The sequence below is a fragment of the Massilia sp. 01N410 genome, assembly GCF_056399665.1.
On sequence record NZ_JBFTRV010000013.1, the window covers coordinates 126,030 to 146,864 of the forward strand.

Sequence of the window (20,835 nt, forward strand, 5' to 3'; positions counted from 1 at the left end):
CAAATAAAGAACCCGAAGGCCGGAAACCGGCTTTCGGGTTCAGTGTACAGCAGCGGCGGATCAGTGTGCCGATGCGGCGGCGGCGCCGATACCAGTCTCCGAACGCACTTCCTGCGCCTCGAAACCAGCCTTGTCGATCGCCGCGCGCGGGCTCTTGTCGGTGATCGAGAACAGCCACACGCCCACGAAGCCGACGATCATCGAGAACAGGGCCGGCGAGGTGTACGGGAAGATCTCGGTCTTGTTGTGGAAGACGTCGACCCACACCGATTTCGACAGCACGGTCAGGCCCACGGCCGTGATCAGGCCCAGGAAGCCGCCGATGGTGGCGCCGCGGGTGGTGCACTTGCTCCACAGGACCGACATGAACAGCACCGGGAAGTTGGCCGAGGCGGCGATCGCGAAGGCCAGCGACACCATGAAGGCGACGTTCACGGTTTCGAACACATAGCCCAGGCCCACGGCGATGATGCCGAGGATGATGGTGGTGATCTTCGAGACGCGCAGTTCGCTGCCCGGGGCCGGCTGGCCCTTCTTGATGACGGTGGCGTAGATGTCGTGCGAGACGGCCGAGGCGCCCGACAGGGTCAGGCCGGCCACCACCGCGAGGATGGTCGCGAAGGCCACGGCCGAAATGAAGCCGAGGAAGACGTCGCCGCCGACCGCGTTCGCCAGGTGCACGGCCGCCATGTTGTTACCGCCCAGGAGCTTGCCTGCCGCATCCTTGAAGGCCGGGTTGGTACCGACCAGCACGATCGCGCCGAAGCCGATGATGAAGGTCAGGATGTAGAAGTAGCCGATCCAGGTGGTGGCCCACAGCACCGACTTGCGCGCTTCCTTGGCGCTCGGGACGGTGAAGAAGCGCATCAGGATGTGCGGCAGCCCGGCGGTGCCGAACATCAGCGCCATGCCGAAGGAGATGCCGGAGATCGGGTCCTTGATGAAGTTACCCGGGCCCATGATCGAGTCCTTCTTGGCGTGCACTTCGACGGCCTTGGCGAACAGCGCTTCCGGGCTGAAGTTGTACATGGCCAGCACCGAGAACGCCATGAAGGAGGCGCCCGCCAGCAGCATCACGGCCTTGATGATCTGGACCCAGGTGGTGGCGGTCATGCCGCCGAACAGCACGTACACCATCATCAGGATACCGACCAGCACCACGGCGATGCTGTAGTCCAGGCCGAACAGCAGCTTGATCAGCTGGCCGGCGCCGACCATCTGGGCGATCAGGTAGAACAGCACGGTGACCAGGGTGCCCGAGGCGGCGAACATGCGCACCGGTTTCTGGGCGAAGCGGTAGGCGGCGACGTCGGCGAAGGTGAAACGGCCCAGGTTGCGCAGGCGCTCGGCCATCAGGAAGGTGATGACGGGCCAGCCGACCAGGAAGCCGATCGCATAGATCAGGCCATCGAAGCCGTTGGCGAACACCGCGGCCGAGATGCCCAGAAAAGAAGCGGCCGACATGAAGTCGCCGGCGATGGCGAGACCGTTCTGGAAGCCGGTGATGCCGCCGCCCGCAGTGTAGAAGTCGGACGCCGAGCGGGTGCGCTTGGCGGCCCACTTGGTGATGAACAGGGTCAGGATGACGAACACGGCGAACATCGTGATCGCGGTCCAGTTGGTGGCCTGCTTGGTGGCCTGGCCCAGGTCGGGCGCGGCGATGGCGGCGTTGGCGGCCGCCAGGACGGCCAGCGCGCTGGCGTTACGGATCAGGTTCTTCATGCTGCGCGCACCTTGTTCGGCTGGTTGGTCTGTGCGGGCTGGCCGGCGGCGGCATTGCGCTGGATGGCGTCGGTCAGGGCGTCGAATTCCTTGTTCGCGCGGCGCACGTAGATGCCGGTGACGACGACCGTGAACAGGATCACGAACAGGCCCAGGGGCACGCCCCAGGACATCACGCCCGCACCGATGCGGGAACCCATGAATTCCTTGTCGAAGGCGTTCAGCAGGGTGAAGCCGTAATACACGACCATCACGGCCCAGGTCAGCATCCAGCCGTAGCGGGAGCGGGTCTTGACCAGCTTCTGGTAATTCGGGTCGCTCTTGACCCGTTGAACAATGTCTTGATCCACTTTTGTCTCCAATACTTTTAGTGATGCCTTTTATGCAGGCTGTTTGCGATCCTACGGGCCGGTCCTTACCCGATTCTTACGGCATGGGTCGGATTCCACTACACTTGCGATATGAGTCATCCCACCCGCACCCTGCACGAGGGCCTCGACAAGCCTGTGATCTGGACCGTTTCCGTGTCCCGCCTGTCCGATCTGTTCCGCGACATCACCCTCGAATACGACCACCTGGCCCAGATCGAGCCGCTGCACCTGGGCTTCGACGACGCCGCGCGCCATATCCGCGAACGCATGGCGCTTGAGCACTGCGACGTCGTGATCGCGGCCGGCTCCAACGCCGCCTACCTGAAGGGACGGGTCTCGGTGCCGGTGGTGGTGGCGAAGGCCAGCGGCAGCGACGTGATGCAGGCGCTGGCGCGGGCGCGCCGCCTGTCGCCGCGGGTCGCGGTGATCAGCTACCAGCAGCCGATGCCGGAACTGGCGGAGTTCGCCGCCACCTTCGGCCTGTCCATCGTCCAGCGCACCTATGTGACCGAGGAGGATGCGCGCGCCGCCATCGACGAGCTGAAAGCGGACGGGATCGGGGCGATTGTCGGCGCCGGCCTGATTACCGACCTGGCCGAGGAAGCCGGCCTGAAGGCGGTGTTCGTGTATTCGGCGGCCTCGATCCGCCAGGCCTTCGACGATGCGCTGGAGATGGCGCGCCTGACCCGCCTGGAAGCGGGGCGCGGACGGCGCGGCAGCCCCGATCCGCGGCGCGCGCGGCGCGGCCTGAACGACCTGCGCGGCGACTCGCCGGCGATGGAGAGGCTGCGCCAGGCCGTGGTGCTGTACGCACGTTCGCCGGCCACGGTGCTGATCCAGGGCGAGACCGGCAGCGGCAAGGAGCTGGTGGCCCAGGCCATCCACCGCGAGAGTCCGCGCCGCGGCGCCCTGCGTCCCTTCGTCGCCGTGAACTGCGGCGCGATCGCCGAGTCGCTGCTGGAATCCGAGCTGTTCGGGCACGAGGAAGGCGCCTTCACCGGTGCGCGGCGCGGCGGGCGCGCCGGCCTGTTCGAAGCGGCCAACGGCGGCACCCTGTTCCTGGACGAGATCGGCGAGATGCCCCTTAGCCTGCAGACCCGCCTGCTGCGCGTGCTGGAAGAACGCGAAGTGATGCGGGTGGGCGGCACGCGGCCGGTGCCGATCGACGTGCGGGTGATCAGCGCCACCCACTGCGACCTCGACGCCCGCGTGCGCGAGGGACGCTTCCGCGCCGACCTGTTCTACCGCCTGGCGGTACTGCGCCTGGCGCTGCCGCCCCTGCGCGAGCGCCGCGCCGACATCCCGCAGCTGGCCGAATGGTCGCTGAAGAACGCGATGGCGGCCCTCAGCGCTCGTCCGCATCCGAACCAGGCCGCCGAGATCGCCGCCTGCGCGCCGCTCCTGCAGGCCTATGCCTGGCCGGGCAATGTGCGCGAGCTGCGCAACCTGATGGAGAGGCTGGCGCTGTTCCTGGCGGCCGAACCGCTGCAGGCCCTGACGCCGGCCTTCCTGCTGTCGGTAGCGCCGGAGCTGGGCCAGGCCCTGCCCTCGCCGGCTCCGGCCCCGTCCGCTCCCCCGCCCGCCGCGGCCGTTCTTCCATCGCCGCATGAAAGCGTGGCCGAGGTGCTGGCCCGTTTCGGCGGCCAGCGCGACGCCGCAGCGCGCCACCTGGGGATCAGCCGGACCACGCTGTGGCGGCGCCTGAAATCCGGCGCCTGACTTTCCTCAAAAGAGTTAATCTTCCCCAAGCCGGGATGCCAACAGGCGTCCTATGCTCGTCTTTTTTTGACGACCTGGCCACCTTGGAGGAGATATGGAAACCGCGCAACCCGCGTCATCCGCTGCAATCTTTTCGCTGATCGGCAACACCCCGCTGGTCGAGGTCACCCGGATGGACACCGGCCCCTGCCAGTTATTTCTCAAGCTGGAGTCCCAGAATCCCGGCGGTTCCATCAAGGACCGCATCGGCCGCGCCATGATCGAGGCCGCGGAAAAGGATGGCCGCCTGCAGCCGGGCGGCACGGTGGTCGAGGCCACCGCCGGCAATACCGGCCTCGGCCTGGCCCTGGTGGCCCGCATCAAGGGCTACCGCGTGGTGCTGGTGGTGCCGGACAAGATGGCGGCCGAAAAAGTCCTGCACCTGAAGGCCCTCGGCGCCGAGATCCACCTGACCCGCTCGGACGTCGGCAAGGGCCATCCCGAGTACTACCAGGACTATGCCGCGCGCCTGGCCCGCGAGATTCCCGGCGCCTGGTTCGCCGACCAGTTCAACAATCCGGCCAACCCCTGGGCCCACGAGACCACCACCGGTCCCGAGATCTGGGAACAGATGCGGCATGAGGTGGACGCCATCGTGGTCGGGGTCGGTTCTTCCGGCACCCTCACCGGCCTGTCGCGCTACTTCGAGAAGGTGCAGCCGGCGCTCGAATTCGTGCTGGCCGACCCCGAGGGTTCGATCCTGGCCGAGTACGTGCGTACCGGGCGCGTGTCCGAGGTGTCGGGCTCGTGGGCGGTCGAGGGCATCGGCGAGGATTTCATTCCGGCGATCGCCGACCTGTCGCGGGTGCGCCGCGCCTACTCCATCGGCGACGAGGAAAGCTTCAACACCGCGCGCGCCCTGCTGCGCCAGGAAGGCTTGCTGGCCGGTTCCTCGACCGGCACCCTGCTGGCGGCCGCCCTGCGCTACTGCCGCGAGCAGACCACGCCGAAGCGCGTGGTCACCTTCGTGTGCGACACCGGCACCCGCTACCTCACCAAGGTCTACAGCGACGGCTGGATGGTCGACCAGGGCCTGCTGCACCGGCCGCGTACCGGCGACCTGCGCGACCTGATCGGGCGCCGCTTTGACGACGGCGAAGTCGTCACCGTGTCCCCGACCGACCCGCTGCTGACCGCCTTCAACCGCATGCGAAGCGCTGACCTGGCCCAGCTGCCGGTCATCGCCAAGGGCCGCCTGGTCGGACTGATCGACGAATCCGACCTGCTGCTGCACGTGACGCAAGACCAGCAACACTTCCAGGCCCCGGTATCCGGCACCATGACTTCCGAGCTGCAGACCCTGCCGCCTTCGGCCGGCATGCAGCAGTTGCGCGAGATTCTCGACCGCGGCTTGACCGCCGTGATCGCGGACGGCGATCATTTCTACGGGCTGATCACGCGCTTCGACCTCCTCAACCACCTGCGCAGAACATTGAAATGAACGATAGAGAAAGCAAGCGCCATCTGGCCACCCGCGTCATCCACGGCGGCCAGGCGCCCGACCCCGCCACCGGCGCGGTGATGCCGCCCATCTACGCGACCTCGACCTTTGCCCAGGAAAGCCCGGGCGTGCACAAGGGCCTCGACTACGGCCGCTCGCACAACCCGACCCGCTGGGCGCTGGAACGCTGCGTGGCCGACATCGAAAGCGGCGGCGCGGCCTTCGCCTTCGCGTCCGGCCTGGCCGCCATCTCCGCGGTGCTGGAACTGCTGCCCGCCGGCTCCCACATCGTGGCCGGCGACGACATGTACGGCGGCACCTACCGCCTGTTCGAAAGGGTGCGCCGCCACAGCGCCGGCCACGATTTCACCTACGTCGACCTGACCGATCCGCTGGCCGTCGCCAATGCCCTGCGTCCGGAAACGAAGATGGTGTGGGTGGAGACGCCGACCAACCCGATGCTGAAGCTGGCCGACCTGCACGCCATCGCCACCCTGTGCCGCGAGCGCGGCGTCCTCAGCGTGTGCGACAACACTTTCGCCAGCCCCATCGTCCAGCGTCCGCTGGAGCACGGCATCGACATCGTGGTGCACTCGACCACCAAGTACATGAACGGCCATTCGGACGTGATCGGCGGCGTCGCCGTGGTGGGCCTTGAGCCGCGCCACCAGCAGCTGCGCGAGCGCCTCGGCTTCATCCAGAACGCGGTGGGCGCGATCCAGGGACCGTTCGACAGCTTCCTGGTGCTGCGCGGGATCAAGACCCTGGCGCTGCGGGTCGAGCGCAGCTCGGCGAATGCGCTGGAACTGGCGGGCTGGCTGGAAAGCCAGCGCAAGGTCAGCCGGGTGTTCTATCCCGGCCTGGCCTCGCATCCCCAGCACGAGCTGGCGCGGCGCCAGATGCACGGCTACGGCGGCATCATCTCGATCGACCTCGATACCGACCTGGCCGGGGCGCGCCGCTTTCTGGAACATTGCGAGATCTTCACCCTGGCCGAGAGCCTGGGCGGGGTCGAGAGCCTGATCGAGCACCCGGCCATCATGACCCATGCGACCATCCCGCCGGAGCAGCGGGCGCTGCTCGGCATCGGCGACGGCCTGATCCGGCTGTCGGTCGGCATCGAGCACATCGACGACCAGCGCGCCGATCTGGCGCGGGCGCTGGCCGCCGTTTGAGCACTCAATGAGTGCTCAATGAGCGCTCAGCGCTTCAGGGCCGGAATCGCCGCCGGTTTCAACGGCTTCACCGGCTCTTCCTTCATCTTCTTCTCCAGCAGCTCGAGGGCCACCTCGAGCTGGCGGTCGCGCCCGTTGAAGGTCTCGAAAGGCAGGTTGTCGACCTCGACATCCGGGGTCACGCCGACGCCTTCGATCAGCCACTCGCCATCGGTCGAGAACTGGCCGTTCTCGGCGACCCGCGCCATGCCGTTATCGAGCAGGCCGTTGCCGTCGCTGAGCCAGACGCCGGCGCCGGCGGTGCGCTTGCCGACCAGCGGGCCGAGCTTCAGGGCCTTGACGCCGGCGGCGAAGGTCTCGCCGTCCGAATAGGTCAGCTCGTCCGTCAGCACCACCAGGTGGCCGCGGAAGGTGTTCTGCATGTTCGAGTAGGGCTGCTTGCCGTTCGAAGACCAGAAGGCCCAGGCGCGCCGCAGCAGCTTTTCGATGATCCAGCTGTCGATGTTGCCGCCGTTATTGCGGCGCACGTCGATGATCAGGCCATCCTTGTTGATGTTGGCGTAGAAGTCGCGCGCGAAGGCGTTGATGTCGCGCGCCACCATCGCCCGCAGGTGCAGGTAGCCGATCTTGCCTTTCGAGGCGCTGTCGACCTGCTGGGCCCTGCCCTGCTCCCAGTCGGCGTAGCGCAGGCTGGCATGGGTCGCCATCGTGACCGGGGTGACGATGACGGCGCGCAGTTCAGCTTTACCCCGCGCATCCTTGGCGCCCGGGCTCTTCACGTTCAGCAGCACCTGCTTGCCGGCGGTGTCCAGCAGCAGGTCGGAAATGTCGCGCGCTTCCAGCAGCGACTTGCCGTTGACGGCCGTGATGATGTCGCCTTCCCTGACCTGGACGTCCGGCGCGGCCAGCGGACCGGCCTCGGACGGCAGCTCCGGCTCGCTGCGGTAGACGTGGTCGACGCGGTAACCGTCGGCCACCCGGGTCAGCACCGCGCCCAGGCTGGCGGGCGTGCCCTCGGCGGGCGCGCGGCGCACGTCGCCCGGACGGATCTGCGAGTGCAGCGCGCCGACCTCGCCGATCATCATGCCCAGCACGTCGTCCAGTTCGGCGCGGTCGGTCACGCGCTCGACCAGCGGCGCATAGCGCGTACGCGCGGCGTTCCAGTCGATGCCGCGCATGTTGGCGTCGTACAGGAAGTCGCGGTGCATGCGCCAGGCGTCGTTGAACATCTGCTTCCATTCCATGCGCGGGTTCGAGCTGACCGCCCAGTCGTCGACCTTGACCTTGGACTTCGTGAGATCCGCGGGCGCCTTGGCGGCGGCGTCGACGATCAGCATGTCGCCCGGCGCGCCCTTGGCGAAAGTCCGGTAGAAGACGTGCTTGCGGTCGGTGGACAGGCCGAATTCGCGCACATTGGCGGCGAAGGTTTCGGGCTGCGGGCTGCTGCGCGAAATGGCGAGGGTCTTGAGGGTGCCCTTGGCGCGCTCGTCGTCGCCGGCGTCCAGCAGGTAGAGACGCTTGTCGTCGACGGCGAGGGCGCTGTAGTTGCCCGGTGCGAGCGGCACTTCGTACAGGCGCTCGCGCAGGCCCTCGTACACGATCGGAGGCAGCGGCGCCGCCGGTTTGTCGGCACCCGCCCTGGCTTCCGCCGCCGCCGCGGCGGCGGCGACTGCCGCGCTCTTGGCGGCATCCGCCTCTTCCGCGCCGGGCGACTTCACGGCCGCCTTGGCCGCCGCCTCCGGGGACTTCTCTTCCGGCTTGGTCAGCTCGTCTTCCGGCTTGAACGGGAAGCGCACCCCGGGCTGCAGCGCCAGCGCATACACGCCCACGCGCTTGTCGAACACCGGGCCCATATTGCGGTCGCCCCAGGGCGAGGCATTGCCCAGGTTGAAGTGGCGCGCGGAGAGGAAGTACAGCCACTTACCGTCCGGCGAGAAGGCCGGCGAGCTGGCTTCGTAGCGGTCGGTGGTGACGAAGCTGAGCTTGCGGCTGGCCAGGTTCAGCATGCCGATCTGGCTGCGCCGTTCGCTGCTGCCGTCGCGCACGAAGGCCAGGTTGCGGCTGTCCGGCGACCAGACCACCTGGTCCGGACGCTCGAGGCCGGCCTGGCCGGCATCGTCGATGATGACGTTGGCCTTGCTGGCCAGGTCGAGCAGCCAGGTGCGGCCCTTCTTGTCGGTGTGCGCCAGCCATTTGCCGTCCGGGGACGGGTAAAGGCCCAGGCGGTGGCTGGCGCCGTCCGTCGTCAGGCGTTCGCCGTGGCCGGAACCGTCGGCCGCATAGCGCCAGATCTCGTTCTCGCCGCTGGTGTCGGCGATGGCATAGATCCACTTGTCGTCGTGGCTGAAGACGGCGCCGCGGGCACGCGCGCCTTCCGGCACCGCGATCTCGACGCGGCGATGGCTGCCGGTGCCGGCGATCGTCACCCTGCCGCGGGCGGTGAGGACGATGCGATCAAGCTTGCTGGCGACCTCGATGCCGGTCAGGGCGTCGAGCGGCGACTTCACGCGGCGCAGGCGCTGCTGGTCGAAGTCGGACACCAGGCTGGCGTGGACCAGCGAATCGCGCCCGCTCGCGATATCGAACACGTGCAGGTCGGCGCCCAGCTGGTAGGCGATGCGTCCATCGCCGAGCGAGGCGGTGCGCACGTCCCATTCCTTGTGCTGCGTGAGCTGGCGGCGGTCGCTGCCGTCCGGGAGCGAGGTCCACAGATTGTCGGCGCCGTTCGCATCGCTGATGAAGTACAGGCGACCGTTCCACCACATGGCGTGGCGGTTGTTGGCGCGATTGTCAAGAGATTCGCCCTTGAACAGCGGCTCGGCCTCGGTCTTCGAACCCAGGTCGAAGCGCCACAGCCGGGCATGGGCGCCGCCGCGGTAGGATTTCACGTTGTCGCGGGTCTCGGACAGGCCCATGCGCGTGAAGTAGACGGTGCGCCCCAGATCGTCCAGCACGGCGTCGTTGGCGTCGGCGAGCGGCAGCACGCGGCGCGTGAGCTTGAGCGGATCGAGCACGGCGACCACGCGGCGCTTGCTCGGGCCGACCGGGTTGTCGATGGCGACCAGGACTTCGCCCTGGGCCGTCCAGCCGAGCACGCTCACGCCGCCATTCTCGAAGGTGATGCGCTTCGGCAGTCCGCCTTCGATCGGCATCACATAGGCTTCCTGGGCGCCCTCGTAGGAAGCGACGAAGGCGACCAACTTGCCGTCCTGGGAAATGGCGGCATGGGTTTCGCTCGACGGGTGGGTGGTCAGGCGGGTCGCCTTGCCGCCGGCGATGGATGTGCGCCAGAGGTCGCCTTCGGCGGTGAACACGATGGTATCGCCGCGCACGGCGGGGAAACGGATATAGGGATCGGCGGCGACCGCCTGCTGGCCGATGAGGGCCAGCGACATTGCGAGGAGGGTGCGGGACACGTTCATGTTCACTAGGCAAGTTTGCTAAAGAACATGAGTTTGCCATAGCGAAACGCTTAGTTGGCGTGCATACGTGCAAAAAAGAGTGGCGTTGACCTCAGGCCGGCAACAGCCGCGCCTCCCTGCCCTGCTCCCTCACCTTGAAGGTCGAGACCACGCCGGTCAGCTGCTCGGCCTGGGCGCGCATGGTGCCGGCGGCGGCCGCGGCCTGCTCGACCATCGCCGCGTTCTGGCGGGTCGCCTCGTCCATCTCCGCGATCGTGCGGCGCACCTGGGCGATGCCCTCGGCCTGCTCGGAGCTGGCGGCATCGATGGCGGCCAGCAGGTCGGCCACCTGCTGCACGCGCTCGAGGATCTGGCGCATCGTCAGGCCGGCCGCGCCGGCAATCCCGGCGCCCGATTCGATGGCGCCGAGCGATTCCGCGATCAGGCTCTTGATTTCCTTGGCGGCCGCGGCCGAATGCTGGGCCAGGCTGCGCACCTCGTTCGCCACCACGGCAAAGCCGCGGCCTTCGGCGCCGGCGCGCGCCGCCTCCACCGCCGCGTTCAGGGCCAGGATATTGGTCTGGAAGGCAATCCCGTCGATCATCGCGGTGATGTCGCCGATCCTGGCGGCCGACTGGCGGATCGTCGCCATGCGCTCGACCATCTGCTCGACCGCGCCCGCGCCTTCGCGCGCCACGCCGGATGCCGCCAGGGCCAGTTCGCTGGCATCGTGGGCGTTCACGTGATTCTGCTGCACCGCCTCGGTCAGCTCGGCCATCGAGCGCACGGTGGCATGCAGGCTGCTGGCCTGCTGCTCGGTGCGCTGCGACAGGTCGCGGTTGCCGGCGGCGAGGTCGGCCGAGGCGTCGTCGATCATGCGCGCGCTGTCGAGCACTTTCACGACGGTGGCGGAGACGCCGCCGGTCATGTGGTTGAGGGCGTCGAACAGGCGCCCGATCTCGTCGCCGCGCACGTGGCGGATGGTGGCGCTGAGGTCGCCGCGGGCGACCCGTTCGGCCAGCCGCACGGCGTCCTGCAGCGGCGCGACGATGCTGCGCGTGAGCAGCCAGCCGGCCAGGCCGCCGAGCAGCAGCGCGGCGCCGCCGACGCCCAGCAGCAGGACGCGGCTGAACAGCGAGGCGCTTTCCGATGCCGCGGCCAGCGCGTGGGCCTGGCGGGTCTGGTGGGCCAGCAGCGCCCCCAGCGCCCGGGTATAGGCATCGAAGGTGGCGGAGAGGCTGGTGGATGCGAGCTGTTCGACCTCGACGGTCTTGCCGAGGTCCTTGGCCTGGAAGACCTGTTGGCGCACCTTCATGTAGGCGGCCTTGTCGGCGGCGGCCTGCTGCTGCAGCTTGCGCTCGTCCGCGCTGGTGGCCAGCGCCGCGATGCGCGATTCGAGTCTGGTGGCCTCCTGCTCGCCCTGGCCGAGCTGGGCCTGGAAATAGTCGCCGACTTCGAGGCTGTCGCTGCGGGCGATGGCGACGGCGCGCATGCCGTTCAGGCGCGCCACGCCGAGCAGTTCGGAACTCAGCTGCTGGCCGGCCAGGCGGTTGTTGACGAGATCGCTGGTCAGGGCATCGGCGGCCTGCATGCGCCACAGGGCGACGGCGCAGATGACGGCGATGGCGGCGGACACGACGGCGAAAGCGCCGAGGATCTTGGTACCGGTCTGGAGCTTGGCAAGTCGCATGGGAGCAATGCTGGTTAAATTGCCGCCCAGTATAGGATTGCATTATGACAATCCGATGACGAAAAAAAAGCCCGCACGCGGCGGGCTTCCTGTGGCGGGGCGAACCCCGCGCACATTGTTACGTACTCGTTACTCGATCTCGACCGTTTCGACCGGCTCCGGCGGCGGCGGGACGTCGCCTTCCGGGAACTCGAGGAAGACGTCGTCCTTCTCGTTCAGGTCCACCGTCACGCGTCCGCCGTTGACCAGGCGGCCGAACAGCAGCTCGTCGGCCAGCGCCTTGCGGATCATGTCCTGGATCAGGCGCGACATCGGACGGGCGCCCATCTGCGGATCGAAGCCCTTCTTCGCGAGGAACTTGCGCAGCTTCTCGCTGAAGATGGCTTCCACCTTCTTCTCGTGCAGCTGTTCTTCCAGCTGCATCAGGAACTTGTCCACGACGCGCAGGATGATTTCCTCGTCCAGCGCGCGGAAGCTGATGATCGCATCCAGGCGGTTGCGGAACTCCGGCGTAAACATGCGCTTGATGTCGGCCATCTCGTCGCCTGCCGCCTTCGAATCCACGAAGCCCACCGAGCGCTTGGTCAGGCTCTCGGCGCCCGCATTCGTGGTCATGATGATGATCACGTTGCGGAAGTCCGCCTTGCGGCCGTTGTTGTCGGTCAGCGTGCCATGGTCCATCACCTGCAGCAGGATGTTGAAGATGTCCGGATGGGCCTTCTCGATCTCGTCCAGCAGCAGAACCGCGTGCGGCTTCTTGGTGATGGCCTCGGTCAGCAGGCCGCCCTGGTCGAAGCCGACATAGCCCGGCGGCGCACCGATCAGGCGCGACACCGCATGGCGTTCCATGTACTCCGACATGTCGAAGCGCACCAGCTCGATGCCGAGGATGAAGGCCAGCTGCTTGGCCACCTCGGTCTTGCCGACGCCGGTCGGACCGGAGAACAGGAAGGAGCCGATCGGCTTGTCCTGTTTGCCCAGGCCCGCGCGGGCCATCTTGATCGCGGCCGACAGCGCCTCGATCGCCGGGTCCTGCCCGAACACGACGTTGCGCAGGTCGCGGTCGATGGTCTGCAGCTTGCTGCGGTCGTCCTGGTTGACGGTCTGCGGTGGAATCCGCGCGATCTTCGCGATGATGTCCTCGATCTCGGTCTTGCCGATGGTCTTCTTCTGCTTCGACTTCGGCAGGATGCGCTGGGCCGCGCCCGCTTCGTCGATCACGTCGATCGCCTTGTCCGGCAGGTGACGGTCATTGATGAAGCGCGCCGCCAGTTCCGCCGCGGTGGAGAGTGCCGACGACGAGTACTTCACGCCGTGGTGCTCCTCGAAGCGCGACTTCAGGCCGCGCAGGATCTGCACGGTCTGCTCGACCGAAGGCTCGTTGACGTCGACCTTCTGGAAGCGGCGGCTGAGCGCATGGTCTTTCTCGAACACGCCGCGGAATTCCGTGAACGTGGTCGCGCCGATGCACTTCAGCTGGCCGTTCGCCAGGGCCGGCTTCAGCAGGTTCGAAGCGTCGAGCGTGCCGCCCGAAGCCGAACCGGCGCCGATGATCGTGTGGATCTCGTCGATGAACAGGATGCCGTTCGGCATATCCTTCAGCTGCTTGAGCACCGCTTTCAGACGCTGCTCGAAGTCGCCGCGGTACTTGGTGCCGGCCAGCAGCGCGCCCATGTCCAACGAATACACGACGGCATTCTGCAGGATGTCGGGCACGTCTTCCTGGACGATGCGCCATGCCAGGCCTTCCGCGATCGCGGTCTTGCCGACCCCGGCCTCGCCCACCAGCAGCGGGTTGTTCTTGCGGCGGCGGCACAGGATCTGGATCACGCGGTCCACTTCCTCTTCGCGGCCGATCAGCGGATCGATGCGGCCATCGGCGGCAGCCTTGTTCAGGTTCTGGGTGAACTGGTCCAGCGGGCTTTCCTTGGCCTGGCCTTCGACCTGGGCTTCTTCCACGCCTTCCGACGCCTTCTGGCTGTCGATCTGCTGGTCCTTGCGCACGCCGTGCGAGATGAAATTGACCACGTCGAGACGGGTCACGCCCTGCTGGTGCAGGTAGTAGACGGCATGCGAGTCCTTCTCGCCGAAGATCGCCACCAGCACATTCGCGCCGGTCACTTCCTTCTTGCCGTTCGAGGCGGATTGCACGTGCATGATCGCACGCTGGATCACGCGCTGGAAGCCAAGGGTCGGCTGGGTATCGACCTCGCCCGTGCCCGGCACGGTCGGGGTATTGTCGCCGATGAAATTCGTCAAGGTCTTACGCAGGTCTTCGATGTTGACCGCGCATGCACGCAGGACTTCAGCGGCCGACGGGTTGTCGAGCAGCGCCAGCAGCAGGTGTTCGACCGTGATGAACTCGTGACGAGCCTGCCGCGCTTCGACAAAGGCCATATGTAAAGAGACTTCTAATTCCTGCGCAATCATACTTCCTCCATCACGCACTGCAGGGGGTGACCTGCCTTACGCGCATGCGTTAATACAAACTCCACTTTGGTACACGCTATATCTTTGGAAAACACGCCGCACACCCCTTTACCATGGCGATGTACGGAAAGCATGATCTGCGTCGCCGTCTCGCGATCCTTGTTGAAGTACTCCTGGATGATGGCGACCACGAATTCCATCGGCGTGTAGTCGTCATTCAGCAGCGCCACCTGATACAGGGGGGGTGGCTTTACGGTCTGCCGCTCCAGCAGCTGTTCGGTATCGTGCTTGGTTGCCATAAGAGTATTCTAAGATGCTTTCGCTGTTCGTGCGTACGTTAACAATCAGGGACAATTGAGGGAATCCCCCTATGCAATCCCATGTGCTTTCCATCTTACGCGTTTTCCCAACTGAGCGCAGATGGCGGTCCGATTGTAAAAATCAAGAGCTTGTTGCAAAGCAGTAGTGAATGTTTTTACAACACCCGTTCAAAAGCGCTTGACTTACAAGATTATTGCACCAACAATGCAAACATTGACATGTACTTATGTACTTGTTGATAAGAAGTGAGCAGGCTGAGGAGGGGGCAAGAAGCTTCTTGCTTTTATGGCTCGTGTGATTAGTTTTTATTTGAAAGTTTTTTATGGCAACTGGTACTGTTAAATGGTTCAATGATTCCAAGGGTTTTGGCTTCATCACTCCTGATGACGGCGGCGAGGATCTGTTCGCGCACTTCTCCGCAATCAATATGGCCGGTTTCAAGACCCTCAAAGAAGGTCAGAAAGTCCAATTCGAAGTCACGCAAGGCCCTAAAGGCAAGCAAGCTTCCAATATCCAGGGCGTGTAATCTCCCTCGGAAGCCAGAAAGCCCCGCTGCGGCGGGGCTTTTTTTCTTGGGCGCAGTCTCTCAGCCGCTGCGCCCCGCTCCCCAGGCGCAACCCTCCACCAGCGCCGCAAGCAGTTCCGGCGTGCCCCGCAGAATCTCCTCGACCTCAGGCCCATCCAGCGCCGCCTTCTCGTCCATGCGTTTGATGAAGGTCTCGTAGCGCTCGGCCAGCTGCCTGGCGCTGGACGCCATAGATCAGCTTGCCGATCCGTTCGTAAAAAGGTAGGTCGGCCATGCCGCGTCTCAACCCATGTAGTCGATCATGACCTCGCCGAAGCCCGAGCAGGAGACCTGGGTCGCGCCCTCCATCAGGCGCGCGAAGTCGTAGGTGACGCGCTTCGACATGATCGCCTTCTCCATCGAGCTGATGAGCAGGTCGGCCGCCTCGGTCCAGCCCATGTGACGCAGCATCATCTCGGCCGACAGGATCAGCGAACCCGGGTTCACATAATCCTTGCCCGCATACTTGGGCGCGGTGCCGTGGGTCGCTTCGAACATCGCCACCGAATCCGACATATTGGCGCCTGGCGCGATACCGATGCCGCCGACCTGGGCCGCCAATGCGTCCGAAATATAGTCGCCGTTCAGGTTCAGGGTCGCGATCACGCTGTACTCGGCCGGGCGCAGCAGGATCTGCTGCAGGAAGGCGTCGGCGATCGAATCCTTGACGACGATGTCGCGGCCGGTCTTCGGGTTCTTGAACTTGCACCACGGACCGCCATCGACCAGCTCGGCGCCGAATTCGCGCTGGGCCAGCGCATAGCCCCAGTCGCGGAAGCCGCCTTCCGTGTACTTCATGATATTGCCCTTGTGGACCAGGGTCACCGAAGGCTTGTCGTGGTCGATCGCATACTGGATCGCCTTGCGCACCAGGCGCTCGGTGCCTTCGCGCGAGACCGGCTTGACGCCGATGCCCGAGGTCTGCGGGAAGCGGATCTTCCTGACGCCCATCTCGTTGACGAGGAAGTCGATGATCTTCTTCGCGCCCTCCGACTCGGCGGCCCACTCGATGCCGGCGTAGATGTCTTCCGAATTTTCCCTGAAGATGACCATGTCGGTCTTCTGCGGCTCCTTCAGCGGCGAAGGCACGCCGGTGAAGTAGCGCACCGGGCGCAGGCAGACGTAGAGGTCCAGCTCCTGGCGCAGCGCCACGTTCAGCGAGCGGATGCCGCCGCCGACCGGGGTCGTCAGCGGGCCCTTGATCGACACCACATATTCTTTCACCGCATCGAGGGTCTCCGGCGGCAGCCAGACGTCGGGGCCGTAGATCCGGGTCGACTTCTCGCCGGCGAAGATCTCCATCCAGCTGATCTTGCGCCGCCCGCCATAGGCCTTCGCCACCGCCGCGTCGACCACCTTCAGCATCACCGGAGTGATGTCGACGCCCGTGCCGTCACCCTCGATGTAGGGGATGACCGGCTGGTCCGGGACGTCCAGGGAAAAGTCGGGCTTGACGGCGATCTTCTGGCCTTCGGTGGGTACTTTAATATGTTCGTACATCGTGTTCTCCGTAGGGGCGCGCTGGGCTGCGATAATCACAATATTGATGACGATTGCTATTTTGCTCTAAAAACCGATTACATGTCCCTCATCTTATTCAACAAGCCATTCCAGGTACTCTGCCAGTTCAGCGCCGAGCCGGGCCGCGCCTCGCTGGCCGATTACATCGATATCCCGAATATCTACCCGGCCGGCCGCCTCGACGCCGACAGCGAAGGCCTGATGCTGCTCACCGACGACGGCCGCCTGCAGCACCGCATCGCCCATCCGGACCAGAAGGAAGCCAAGACCTATATCGTGCAGGTGGAAGGCGCGGCCGACGCCGAACTGCTGGCGCGCCTGCAGGCGCCGCTCGACCTGGGCGACTTCGTGACCAAGCCCTGCCGCGCGGTGCAGATCGCCGAACCCGAATGGCTGTGGCCGCGCAATCCGCCGATCCGCGTGCGCCATGACAAGCCGACCAGCTGGATCGCCATCACGCTCGAGGAAGGAAAGAATCGCCAGGTGCGGCGCATGACGGCCGCGGTCGGACTGCCGACCTTGCGCCTGGTGCGCACCAGCATCGGCCCGTTCTCGCTGGCCAGCCATCCGCTGATGCCGGGCGACTGGATGGAAGTGCCGGCGGAGGCCGTCGGTGCCGGAAAGGCGAAGAAAGGCTGAGGGTTGACTTGCCTCAAGGGCAAGACCCTCATCCCGAAAGGAATGCCTGCCGTTAACGAGCCAGATTCACGTCGTGGATCGATTTCTTAACGAAAAGGAACCCGAAATGTCCAAACTCATCGCTGGACTGTTTGCTTCGCTGTTCGCCGTTTCCGTGTTCGCCGCCATCCCGGCAGCCGCGCCCGCAGCCGCACCGGCCGCGTCGCCGGCGGAGCCGGCCGCCGTCGCACCGAAGAAAGCCAAGAAGATGAAAAAGACCAGGAAAACCGCAGCCCCCGCGATGCCATCCGAACCGGCCAGGTAAGCACCGGCGCCGGACAAGCAAGGCAGGCCGCGGCCTGCCTTTTTTCAAATTCGGGGTCAGCAAATTCGGGGTCAGAGCACTTTTTTTGGCAAGATCCTCACGGCATCCCTGCTGGGCGATTAGTCGCGATGGAAGGCTGGACCTGCCCTATCCCAGCGCTGAAGCATGCGCCTGGGCAGTTACCCAAAAAAGTGCTCTGACCCCGAAGTTGGCAAACGAAAAAACCCGCCGGACCGGGGTCGGGCGGGTCTTTCATCCTTCGGAACTGCGCGCCCGAAGGCGCGGCAGGTGTCGCTATCAGGCCGACAGGGCCTTGATGGCGGCAGCCAGGCGGCTCTTGTGGCGAGCGGCCTTGTTCTTGTGGATGATTTTCTTGTCAGCGATGCTGTCGATGGTCGACACGGATTGCTGGAAGATGGTGGTCGCAGCGGCCTTGTCGCCAGCCTGGATGGCCTTCTTGACAGCCTTGATCGCGGTGCGCAGGGTCGAGCGCTGTGCCGAGTTGTGAGCGTTTTGCTTAACTGCTTGACGAGCGCGCTTGCGCGCCTGTGCGGTATTTGCCATGGAAATTCCTAATCGGTGTAAGTTGCGTCCGCAAACACCTCAAACGATTAGTGTCTGCCAACTGAATTCAATACAGCCCTCGATTATAGCGAAGGTTTCATCGCAGGGCAATTCCCAATTCATATTCCTGTCCGCTTTACCCCGCAAAAAGCGACGCCACGGAGGTTTCCTGGGGCTATTGCCCAGCTATAATCGCGGCCTATGAACCTACTCCGAACCCTGGCGGCCATCTCGAGCATGACGATGGTTTCCCGCATCACCGGCCTGCTGCGCGACAGCCTGTTTGCCCGCGCCTTCGGCGCCTCGCCCTACACCGACGCCTTCTATATAGCGTTCCGCCTGCCCAACCTGCTGCGCCGCCTGTTCGGCGAAGGCGCCTTTTCGCAAGCCTTCGTGCCCATCCTGGCCGAATACAAGACCCAGAAGGGCGAAGCCGCCACCCACAGCCTGGTCGACCACGTCGCCACCACCCTGGTCTGGGCGACCGTGCTGGTCAGCGTGCTCGGCGTTATCGGCTCGCCGCTGATCCTGATGGCCATCGCCAGCGGCCTGGACGGCGACGGCTTCGACAAGGGGGTTGTGATGACCCGCCTGATGTTCCCCTACATCGCCTGCATGTCCTTCGTGGTGCTGTCCGGCGCCGTGCTCAACACCTGGCGCGAGTTCAAGATCCCGGCCTTCACGCCGGTGCTGTGGAACCTGTCCTCGATCATCTTCTCGCTATTCCTGGTGAAGTACTTCGAGGTGCCGATCTATTCGATGGCGGTGGCGGTGATGGTCGGCGGCGTGGCCCAGATCGCGATCCAGATCCCGGCCCTGAAGCGCATCGGCATGCTGCCGCGCCTGTCCTTCAACCCGCTCTCGGGCCTCAAGGACCCCGGCGTGCGCCGCATCCTCAAGAAGATGGGCCCGGCGGTGTTCGCCGTCTCCGCCGCCCAGATCAGTCTGCTCATCAACACCAACTACGCCTCGAACATGGGCGGCGGCGCGGTCTCCGTGCTGCAGTATGCCGACCGCCTGATGGAATTCCCGACCGGGATGCTGGGCGTGGCCCTCGGCACCATCCTGCTGCCCAGCCTGTCCAAGGCCAATTCGGACGGCGACGTTGCCGAATACTCGGCCCTGCTCGACTGGGGCCTGCGCCTGACCCTGCTGCTGGCCCTGCCCGCCGCGGTCGGCCTGGCGGCCCTGTCGACGCCGCTGATTGCCGCCCTGTTCAACTACGGCGAATTCAACGCCGCCAACGTGGCCGCCGCCACCGCGCCGCTGATGGCCTATGCCGCCGGCCTGCTGGGCATCATCCTGGTCAAGATCCTGGCGCCGGCCTTCTATGCGCGCCAGGACATCCGCACCCCGGTGCGGATCGCCATCGGCGTGCTGATCGCGACCCAGGCGATGAACCTGGTCTTCGTGCCGCTGCTGGGCGTGGCCGGGCTGGCGCTGTCGATCGGCATGGGCGCCTGCATCAACGCGCTCTTCCTGTTCATCGGCCTGCGCAAGCGACGCATCTACACGCCGCATGCCGGCTGGCTGGGCTTCTTCCTGAAGGTGGTGGCCGCCGTCGTCGTGATGGGCATGGCGGCCTGGTTCAGCCAGGCGCAGCTCGACTGGGCTGCGTTGCGCTCCCATCCCTTCCTGCGCATCGGCGCCCTGCTCCTGATCATCGGCTTCAGCGCCGCCGTCTACTTTGCCGTGCTGTTCGCGCTGGGCTTCCGTCCGCGCGACTTCATGCGCCGCGCGAAGTAAGACGGTCCTTCGCGTCCTTCGCGTCCTTCGCGTCCTTCTCGTCCTTCTCGTCGTCGCCGGAACCCGAGGCTTCCGACGGCGGCGGCGGTTCGGCCGGTTCCGGCGGTGCCGCATGTTCCGCCGGCGGCGGTTTTGCATTCTCCGGATCACCGCGTCCCGGGAACAGCGACGGCGGCTCGGACGGCGCGGCGCCGGGCGGCTGGCCGGCGGGCGGCTGGCCGGCAGCGGGCTGGCCCGGCTGGCCGAACAACCCCGGCTGTCCCGGCTGACCCGGCGGCTGCCCCGGCTGTCCAGGCTGTCCCTGCGCCACCCCCTGCCCGGTCGCCGCAAACTTCCAGTCCGAGATGTGCTCGCGCCCCTCCAGGTTCTGGAAGCGCGCATCGAAGTTCGCCTGCTTCAGCGGCTTGGCCTGCGACAGGCTGTACACCGCCACCACCCCGCTGCCCTTGCCGTCGATACCGCCTCCCTTGTTCAGCCAGACGATGCCCCACTCGGCCTTGCCGCTGACCGGGTCGACGAAGATCTTGCGCAGGTGACGGCGGGTGCCGGGAAAGCGCGGATCCTTCAGCAATTCTTCCAGCGAGGGCGGCTGCGGCGGCTGGCCGCGCGGGCTTGCCTCCGCATAGCTGGTCAGCGCGGCGCTGAAGGCGGCACCGATCTCCAGCAGCTCCTGCTCGGCGGCGGCGCGGCGCAGCAGGGCGTCGGCCTTCAGGGTCGCGGCGCCCACCAGGCCGATGATCGTGACCAGCACGATCAGACCGACATAGGTGAAGCCGGCCTCGCGGCGCAGCCGCATGCAAGGCCCGCGCGCTACCATTCCGAATACGGCTTGCCGTTATGGCCCTTGCCCTCGGCGCCGCTGCGGATGTCGTACACGTTGCCGCGCGACGGATCCTCGGGCGGCACGACGATCCAGCTGGCGTCGCTGTCTGCCACCGGATCGAAGGGCAGGCGCGGCAGGTATTTTTTATCGACCAGCTGCTCCAGCGATTCCGGATAGCGTCCGGTATCGGCATGGAACTGGTCGATCACTGCGCGCATGGTGCGCAGGTTCTCGGCCAGGATGGTCTCCTTCGTCCTGTCGACGCTCGGGAAAAAGCGCGGCACGGCCAGGGTCAGCAGCAGGGCCACGATACCCAGCACCACCAGCAGTTCGATCAGGGTGAATCCGCGGTTCGTCTTCATGC

At 65.8% G+C, this 20,835-nt stretch carries 18 protein-coding genes; 7 read left to right on the forward strand and 11 right to left on the reverse strand.

Annotated features, from left to right (window positions below; all coding sequences use genetic code 11):
• Positions 1-60 precede the first annotated feature (60 nt).
• Positions 61-1,722: a cation acetate symporter gene (locus AC1DOP_RS17935; protein ID WP_442121700.1), complete on the reverse strand. Its 1,662-nt coding sequence runs from the start codon at positions 1,720-1,722 to the stop codon at positions 61-63.
• Positions 1,719-2,072 (reverse strand): DUF485 domain-containing protein, encoded by a 354-nt coding sequence (locus tag AC1DOP_RS17940; protein WP_477252549.1) that lies wholly within the window; start codon positions 2,070-2,072, stop codon positions 1,719-1,721. Before AC1DOP_RS17940 ends, AC1DOP_RS17935 begins: the two co-directional genes overlap by 4 nt.
• Positions 2,073-2,183: 111 nt before the next feature.
• On the opposite strand from AC1DOP_RS17940, the gene prpR reads away from it, so the two are divergent.
• The 3 genes from prpR (at position 2,184) to AC1DOP_RS17955 (ending at position 6,467) form a co-directional block, all read left to right on the forward strand.
• Positions 2,184-3,812, forward strand: coding sequence for a propionate catabolism operon regulatory protein PrpR (gene prpR, locus AC1DOP_RS17945; protein WP_477252551.1), 1,629 nt, complete (start codon positions 2,184-2,186; stop codon positions 3,810-3,812).
• 94 nt (positions 3,813-3,906) lie between these two features.
• On the forward strand, positions 3,907-5,292 hold the full coding sequence (locus AC1DOP_RS17950; protein ID WP_477252553.1) for a pyridoxal-phosphate dependent enzyme: 1,386 nt from the start codon (positions 3,907-3,909) through the stop codon (positions 5,290-5,292).
• A complete protein-coding gene (locus tag AC1DOP_RS17955; protein ID WP_442121704.1) occupies positions 5,289-6,467 on the forward strand; it encodes a trans-sulfuration enzyme family protein in 1,179 nt (392 codons plus the stop codon). The genes AC1DOP_RS17950 and AC1DOP_RS17955 overlap by 4 nt, the downstream gene beginning before the upstream one ends.
• Positions 6,468-6,493: 26 nt before the next feature.
• Here AC1DOP_RS17955 and AC1DOP_RS17960 read toward each other — a convergent pair whose 3' ends face one another.
• The 4 genes from AC1DOP_RS17960 to clpS form a co-directional block, all read right to left on the reverse strand.
• Positions 6,494-9,889 (reverse strand): S41 family peptidase, encoded by a 3,396-nt coding sequence (locus AC1DOP_RS17960; RefSeq protein WP_477252555.1) that lies wholly within the window; start codon positions 9,887-9,889, stop codon positions 6,494-6,496.
• Positions 9,890-9,980: 91 nt separating this feature from the next.
• On the reverse strand, positions 9,981-11,558 hold the full coding sequence (locus AC1DOP_RS17965; RefSeq protein WP_477252557.1) for a methyl-accepting chemotaxis protein: 1,578 nt from the start codon (positions 11,556-11,558) through the stop codon (positions 9,981-9,983).
• Between the two features lie 129 nt (positions 11,559-11,687).
• The gene (gene clpA / locus AC1DOP_RS17970) at positions 11,688-13,988 is read right to left on the reverse strand and encodes an ATP-dependent Clp protease ATP-binding subunit ClpA (RefSeq protein ID WP_442121707.1); all 2,301 of its coding nucleotides are present in this window, start codon (positions 13,986-13,988) and stop codon (positions 11,688-11,690) included.
• Entirely contained in the window at positions 13,985-14,287 is a 303-nt protein-coding gene (clpS, locus tag AC1DOP_RS17975) for an ATP-dependent Clp protease adapter ClpS (RefSeq protein ID WP_027864722.1), read from the reverse strand. The genes clpA and clpS overlap by 4 nt, the downstream gene beginning before the upstream one ends.
• Before the next feature lie 344 nt (positions 14,288-14,631).
• On the opposite strand from clpS, the gene AC1DOP_RS17980 reads away from it, so the two are divergent.
• Positions 14,632-14,835, forward strand: coding sequence for a cold-shock protein (locus AC1DOP_RS17980; RefSeq protein ID WP_060566744.1), 204 nt, complete (start codon positions 14,632-14,634; stop codon positions 14,833-14,835).
• A gap of 60 nt (positions 14,836-14,895) precedes the next feature.
• Here AC1DOP_RS17980 and AC1DOP_RS17985 read toward each other — a convergent pair whose 3' ends face one another.
• Together AC1DOP_RS17985 and icd are read right to left on the reverse strand one after the other, a co-directional pair.
• Complete coding sequence (locus AC1DOP_RS17985; protein WP_442121708.1) at positions 14,896-15,066, reverse strand: hypothetical protein; 171 nt, start codon at positions 15,064-15,066, stop codon at positions 14,896-14,898.
• A 51-nt stretch (positions 15,067-15,117) separates the two neighbouring features.
• Entirely contained in the window at positions 15,118-16,374 is a 1,257-nt protein-coding gene (gene icd, locus AC1DOP_RS17990; protein ID WP_442121709.1) for an NADP-dependent isocitrate dehydrogenase, read from the reverse strand.
• Between the two features lie 81 nt (positions 16,375-16,455).
• Here icd and AC1DOP_RS17995 point away from each other — a divergent pair, with 81 nt between their 5' ends.
• On the forward strand, positions 16,456-17,034 hold the full coding sequence (locus tag AC1DOP_RS17995) for a pseudouridine synthase (RefSeq protein ID WP_442121710.1): 579 nt from the start codon (positions 16,456-16,458) through the stop codon (positions 17,032-17,034).
• Between the two features lie 106 nt (positions 17,035-17,140).
• Positions 17,141-17,338: a hypothetical protein gene (locus AC1DOP_RS18000; protein ID WP_442121711.1), complete on the forward strand. Its 198-nt coding sequence runs from the start codon at positions 17,141-17,143 to the stop codon at positions 17,336-17,338.
• A gap of 297 nt (positions 17,339-17,635) precedes the next feature.
• On the opposite strand, the gene rpsT is transcribed toward AC1DOP_RS18000, so the two are convergent.
• Positions 17,636-17,902, reverse strand: coding sequence for a 30S ribosomal protein S20 (gene rpsT / locus AC1DOP_RS18005; RefSeq protein ID WP_047823157.1), 267 nt, complete (start codon positions 17,900-17,902; stop codon positions 17,636-17,638).
• Positions 17,903-18,103: 201 nt separating this feature from the next.
• On the opposite strand from rpsT, the gene murJ reads away from it, so the two are divergent.
• Positions 18,104-19,648, forward strand: a complete 1,545-nt coding sequence (gene murJ, locus AC1DOP_RS18010; protein WP_442121712.1) for a murein biosynthesis integral membrane protein MurJ — start codon at positions 18,104-18,106, stop codon at positions 19,646-19,648.
• Here murJ and AC1DOP_RS18015 read toward each other — a convergent pair.
• Together AC1DOP_RS18015 and AC1DOP_RS18020 are read right to left on the reverse strand one after the other, a co-directional pair.
• Positions 19,629-20,444 carry a type II secretion system protein gene (locus AC1DOP_RS18015; RefSeq protein ID WP_477252563.1) on the reverse strand — a complete coding sequence of 272 codons (816 nt, stop codon included), beginning with the start codon at positions 20,442-20,444 and terminating at the stop codon, positions 19,629-19,631. The two genes, murJ and AC1DOP_RS18015, sit on opposite strands and share 20 nt — an antisense overlap.
• A gap of 14 nt (positions 20,445-20,458) precedes the next feature.
• Positions 20,459-20,833 carry a type II secretion system protein gene (locus AC1DOP_RS18020; RefSeq protein ID WP_442121714.1) on the reverse strand — a complete coding sequence of 125 codons (375 nt, stop codon included), beginning with the start codon at positions 20,831-20,833 and terminating at the stop codon, positions 20,459-20,461.
• Between the last annotated feature and the right edge of the window lie 2 nt (positions 20,834-20,835).

Coding starts and splice junctions, on each gene's coding strand:
- AC1DOP_RS17980 (WP_060566744.1), top strand. CDS start 14,632: ATGGCAACTGGTACTGTTAAATGGTTCAATGATTCCAAGGGTTTTGGC.
- AC1DOP_RS17935 (WP_442121700.1), bottom strand. CDS start 1,722: ATGAAGAACCTGATCCGTAACGCCAGCGCGCTGGCCGTCCTGGCGGCC.
- clpS (WP_027864722.1), bottom strand. CDS start 14,287: ATGGCAACCAAGCACGATACCGAACAGCTGCTGGAGCGGCAGACCGTA.
- murJ (WP_442121712.1), top strand. CDS start 18,104: ATGAACCTACTCCGAACCCTGGCGGCCATCTCGAGCATGACGATGGTT.
- AC1DOP_RS17960 (WP_477252555.1), bottom strand. CDS start 9,889: ATGAACGTGTCCCGCACCCTCCTCGCAATGTCGCTGGCCCTCATCGGC.
- AC1DOP_RS17955 (WP_442121704.1), top strand. CDS start 5,289: ATGAACGATAGAGAAAGCAAGCGCCATCTGGCCACCCGCGTCATCCAC.
- prpR (WP_477252551.1), top strand. CDS start 2,184: ATGAGTCATCCCACCCGCACCCTGCACGAGGGCCTCGACAAGCCTGTG.
- AC1DOP_RS17985 (WP_442121708.1), bottom strand. CDS start 15,066: ATGGCGTCCAGCGCCAGGCAGCTGGCCGAGCGCTACGAGACCTTCATC.
- rpsT (WP_047823157.1), bottom strand. CDS start 17,902: ATGGCAAATACCGCACAGGCGCGCAAGCGCGCTCGTCAAGCAGTTAAG.
- AC1DOP_RS17965 (WP_477252557.1), bottom strand. CDS start 11,558: ATGCGACTTGCCAAGCTCCAGACCGGTACCAAGATCCTCGGCGCTTTC.
- icd (WP_442121709.1), bottom strand. CDS start 16,374: ATGTACGAACATATTAAAGTACCCACCGAAGGCCAGAAGATCGCCGTC.
- AC1DOP_RS18015 (WP_477252563.1), bottom strand. CDS start 20,444: ATGCGGCTGCGCCGCGAGGCCGGCTTCACCTATGTCGGTCTGATCGTG.
- AC1DOP_RS18020 (WP_442121714.1), bottom strand. CDS start 20,833: ATGAAGACGAACCGCGGATTCACCCTGATCGAACTGCTGGTGGTGCTG.
- AC1DOP_RS17950 (WP_477252553.1), top strand. CDS start 3,907: ATGGAAACCGCGCAACCCGCGTCATCCGCTGCAATCTTTTCGCTGATC.
- AC1DOP_RS18000 (WP_442121711.1), top strand. CDS start 17,141: ATGTCCAAACTCATCGCTGGACTGTTTGCTTCGCTGTTCGCCGTTTCC.
- AC1DOP_RS17995 (WP_442121710.1), top strand. CDS start 16,456: ATGTCCCTCATCTTATTCAACAAGCCATTCCAGGTACTCTGCCAGTTC.
- clpA (WP_442121707.1), bottom strand. CDS start 13,988: ATGATTGCGCAGGAATTAGAAGTCTCTTTACATATGGCCTTTGTCGAA.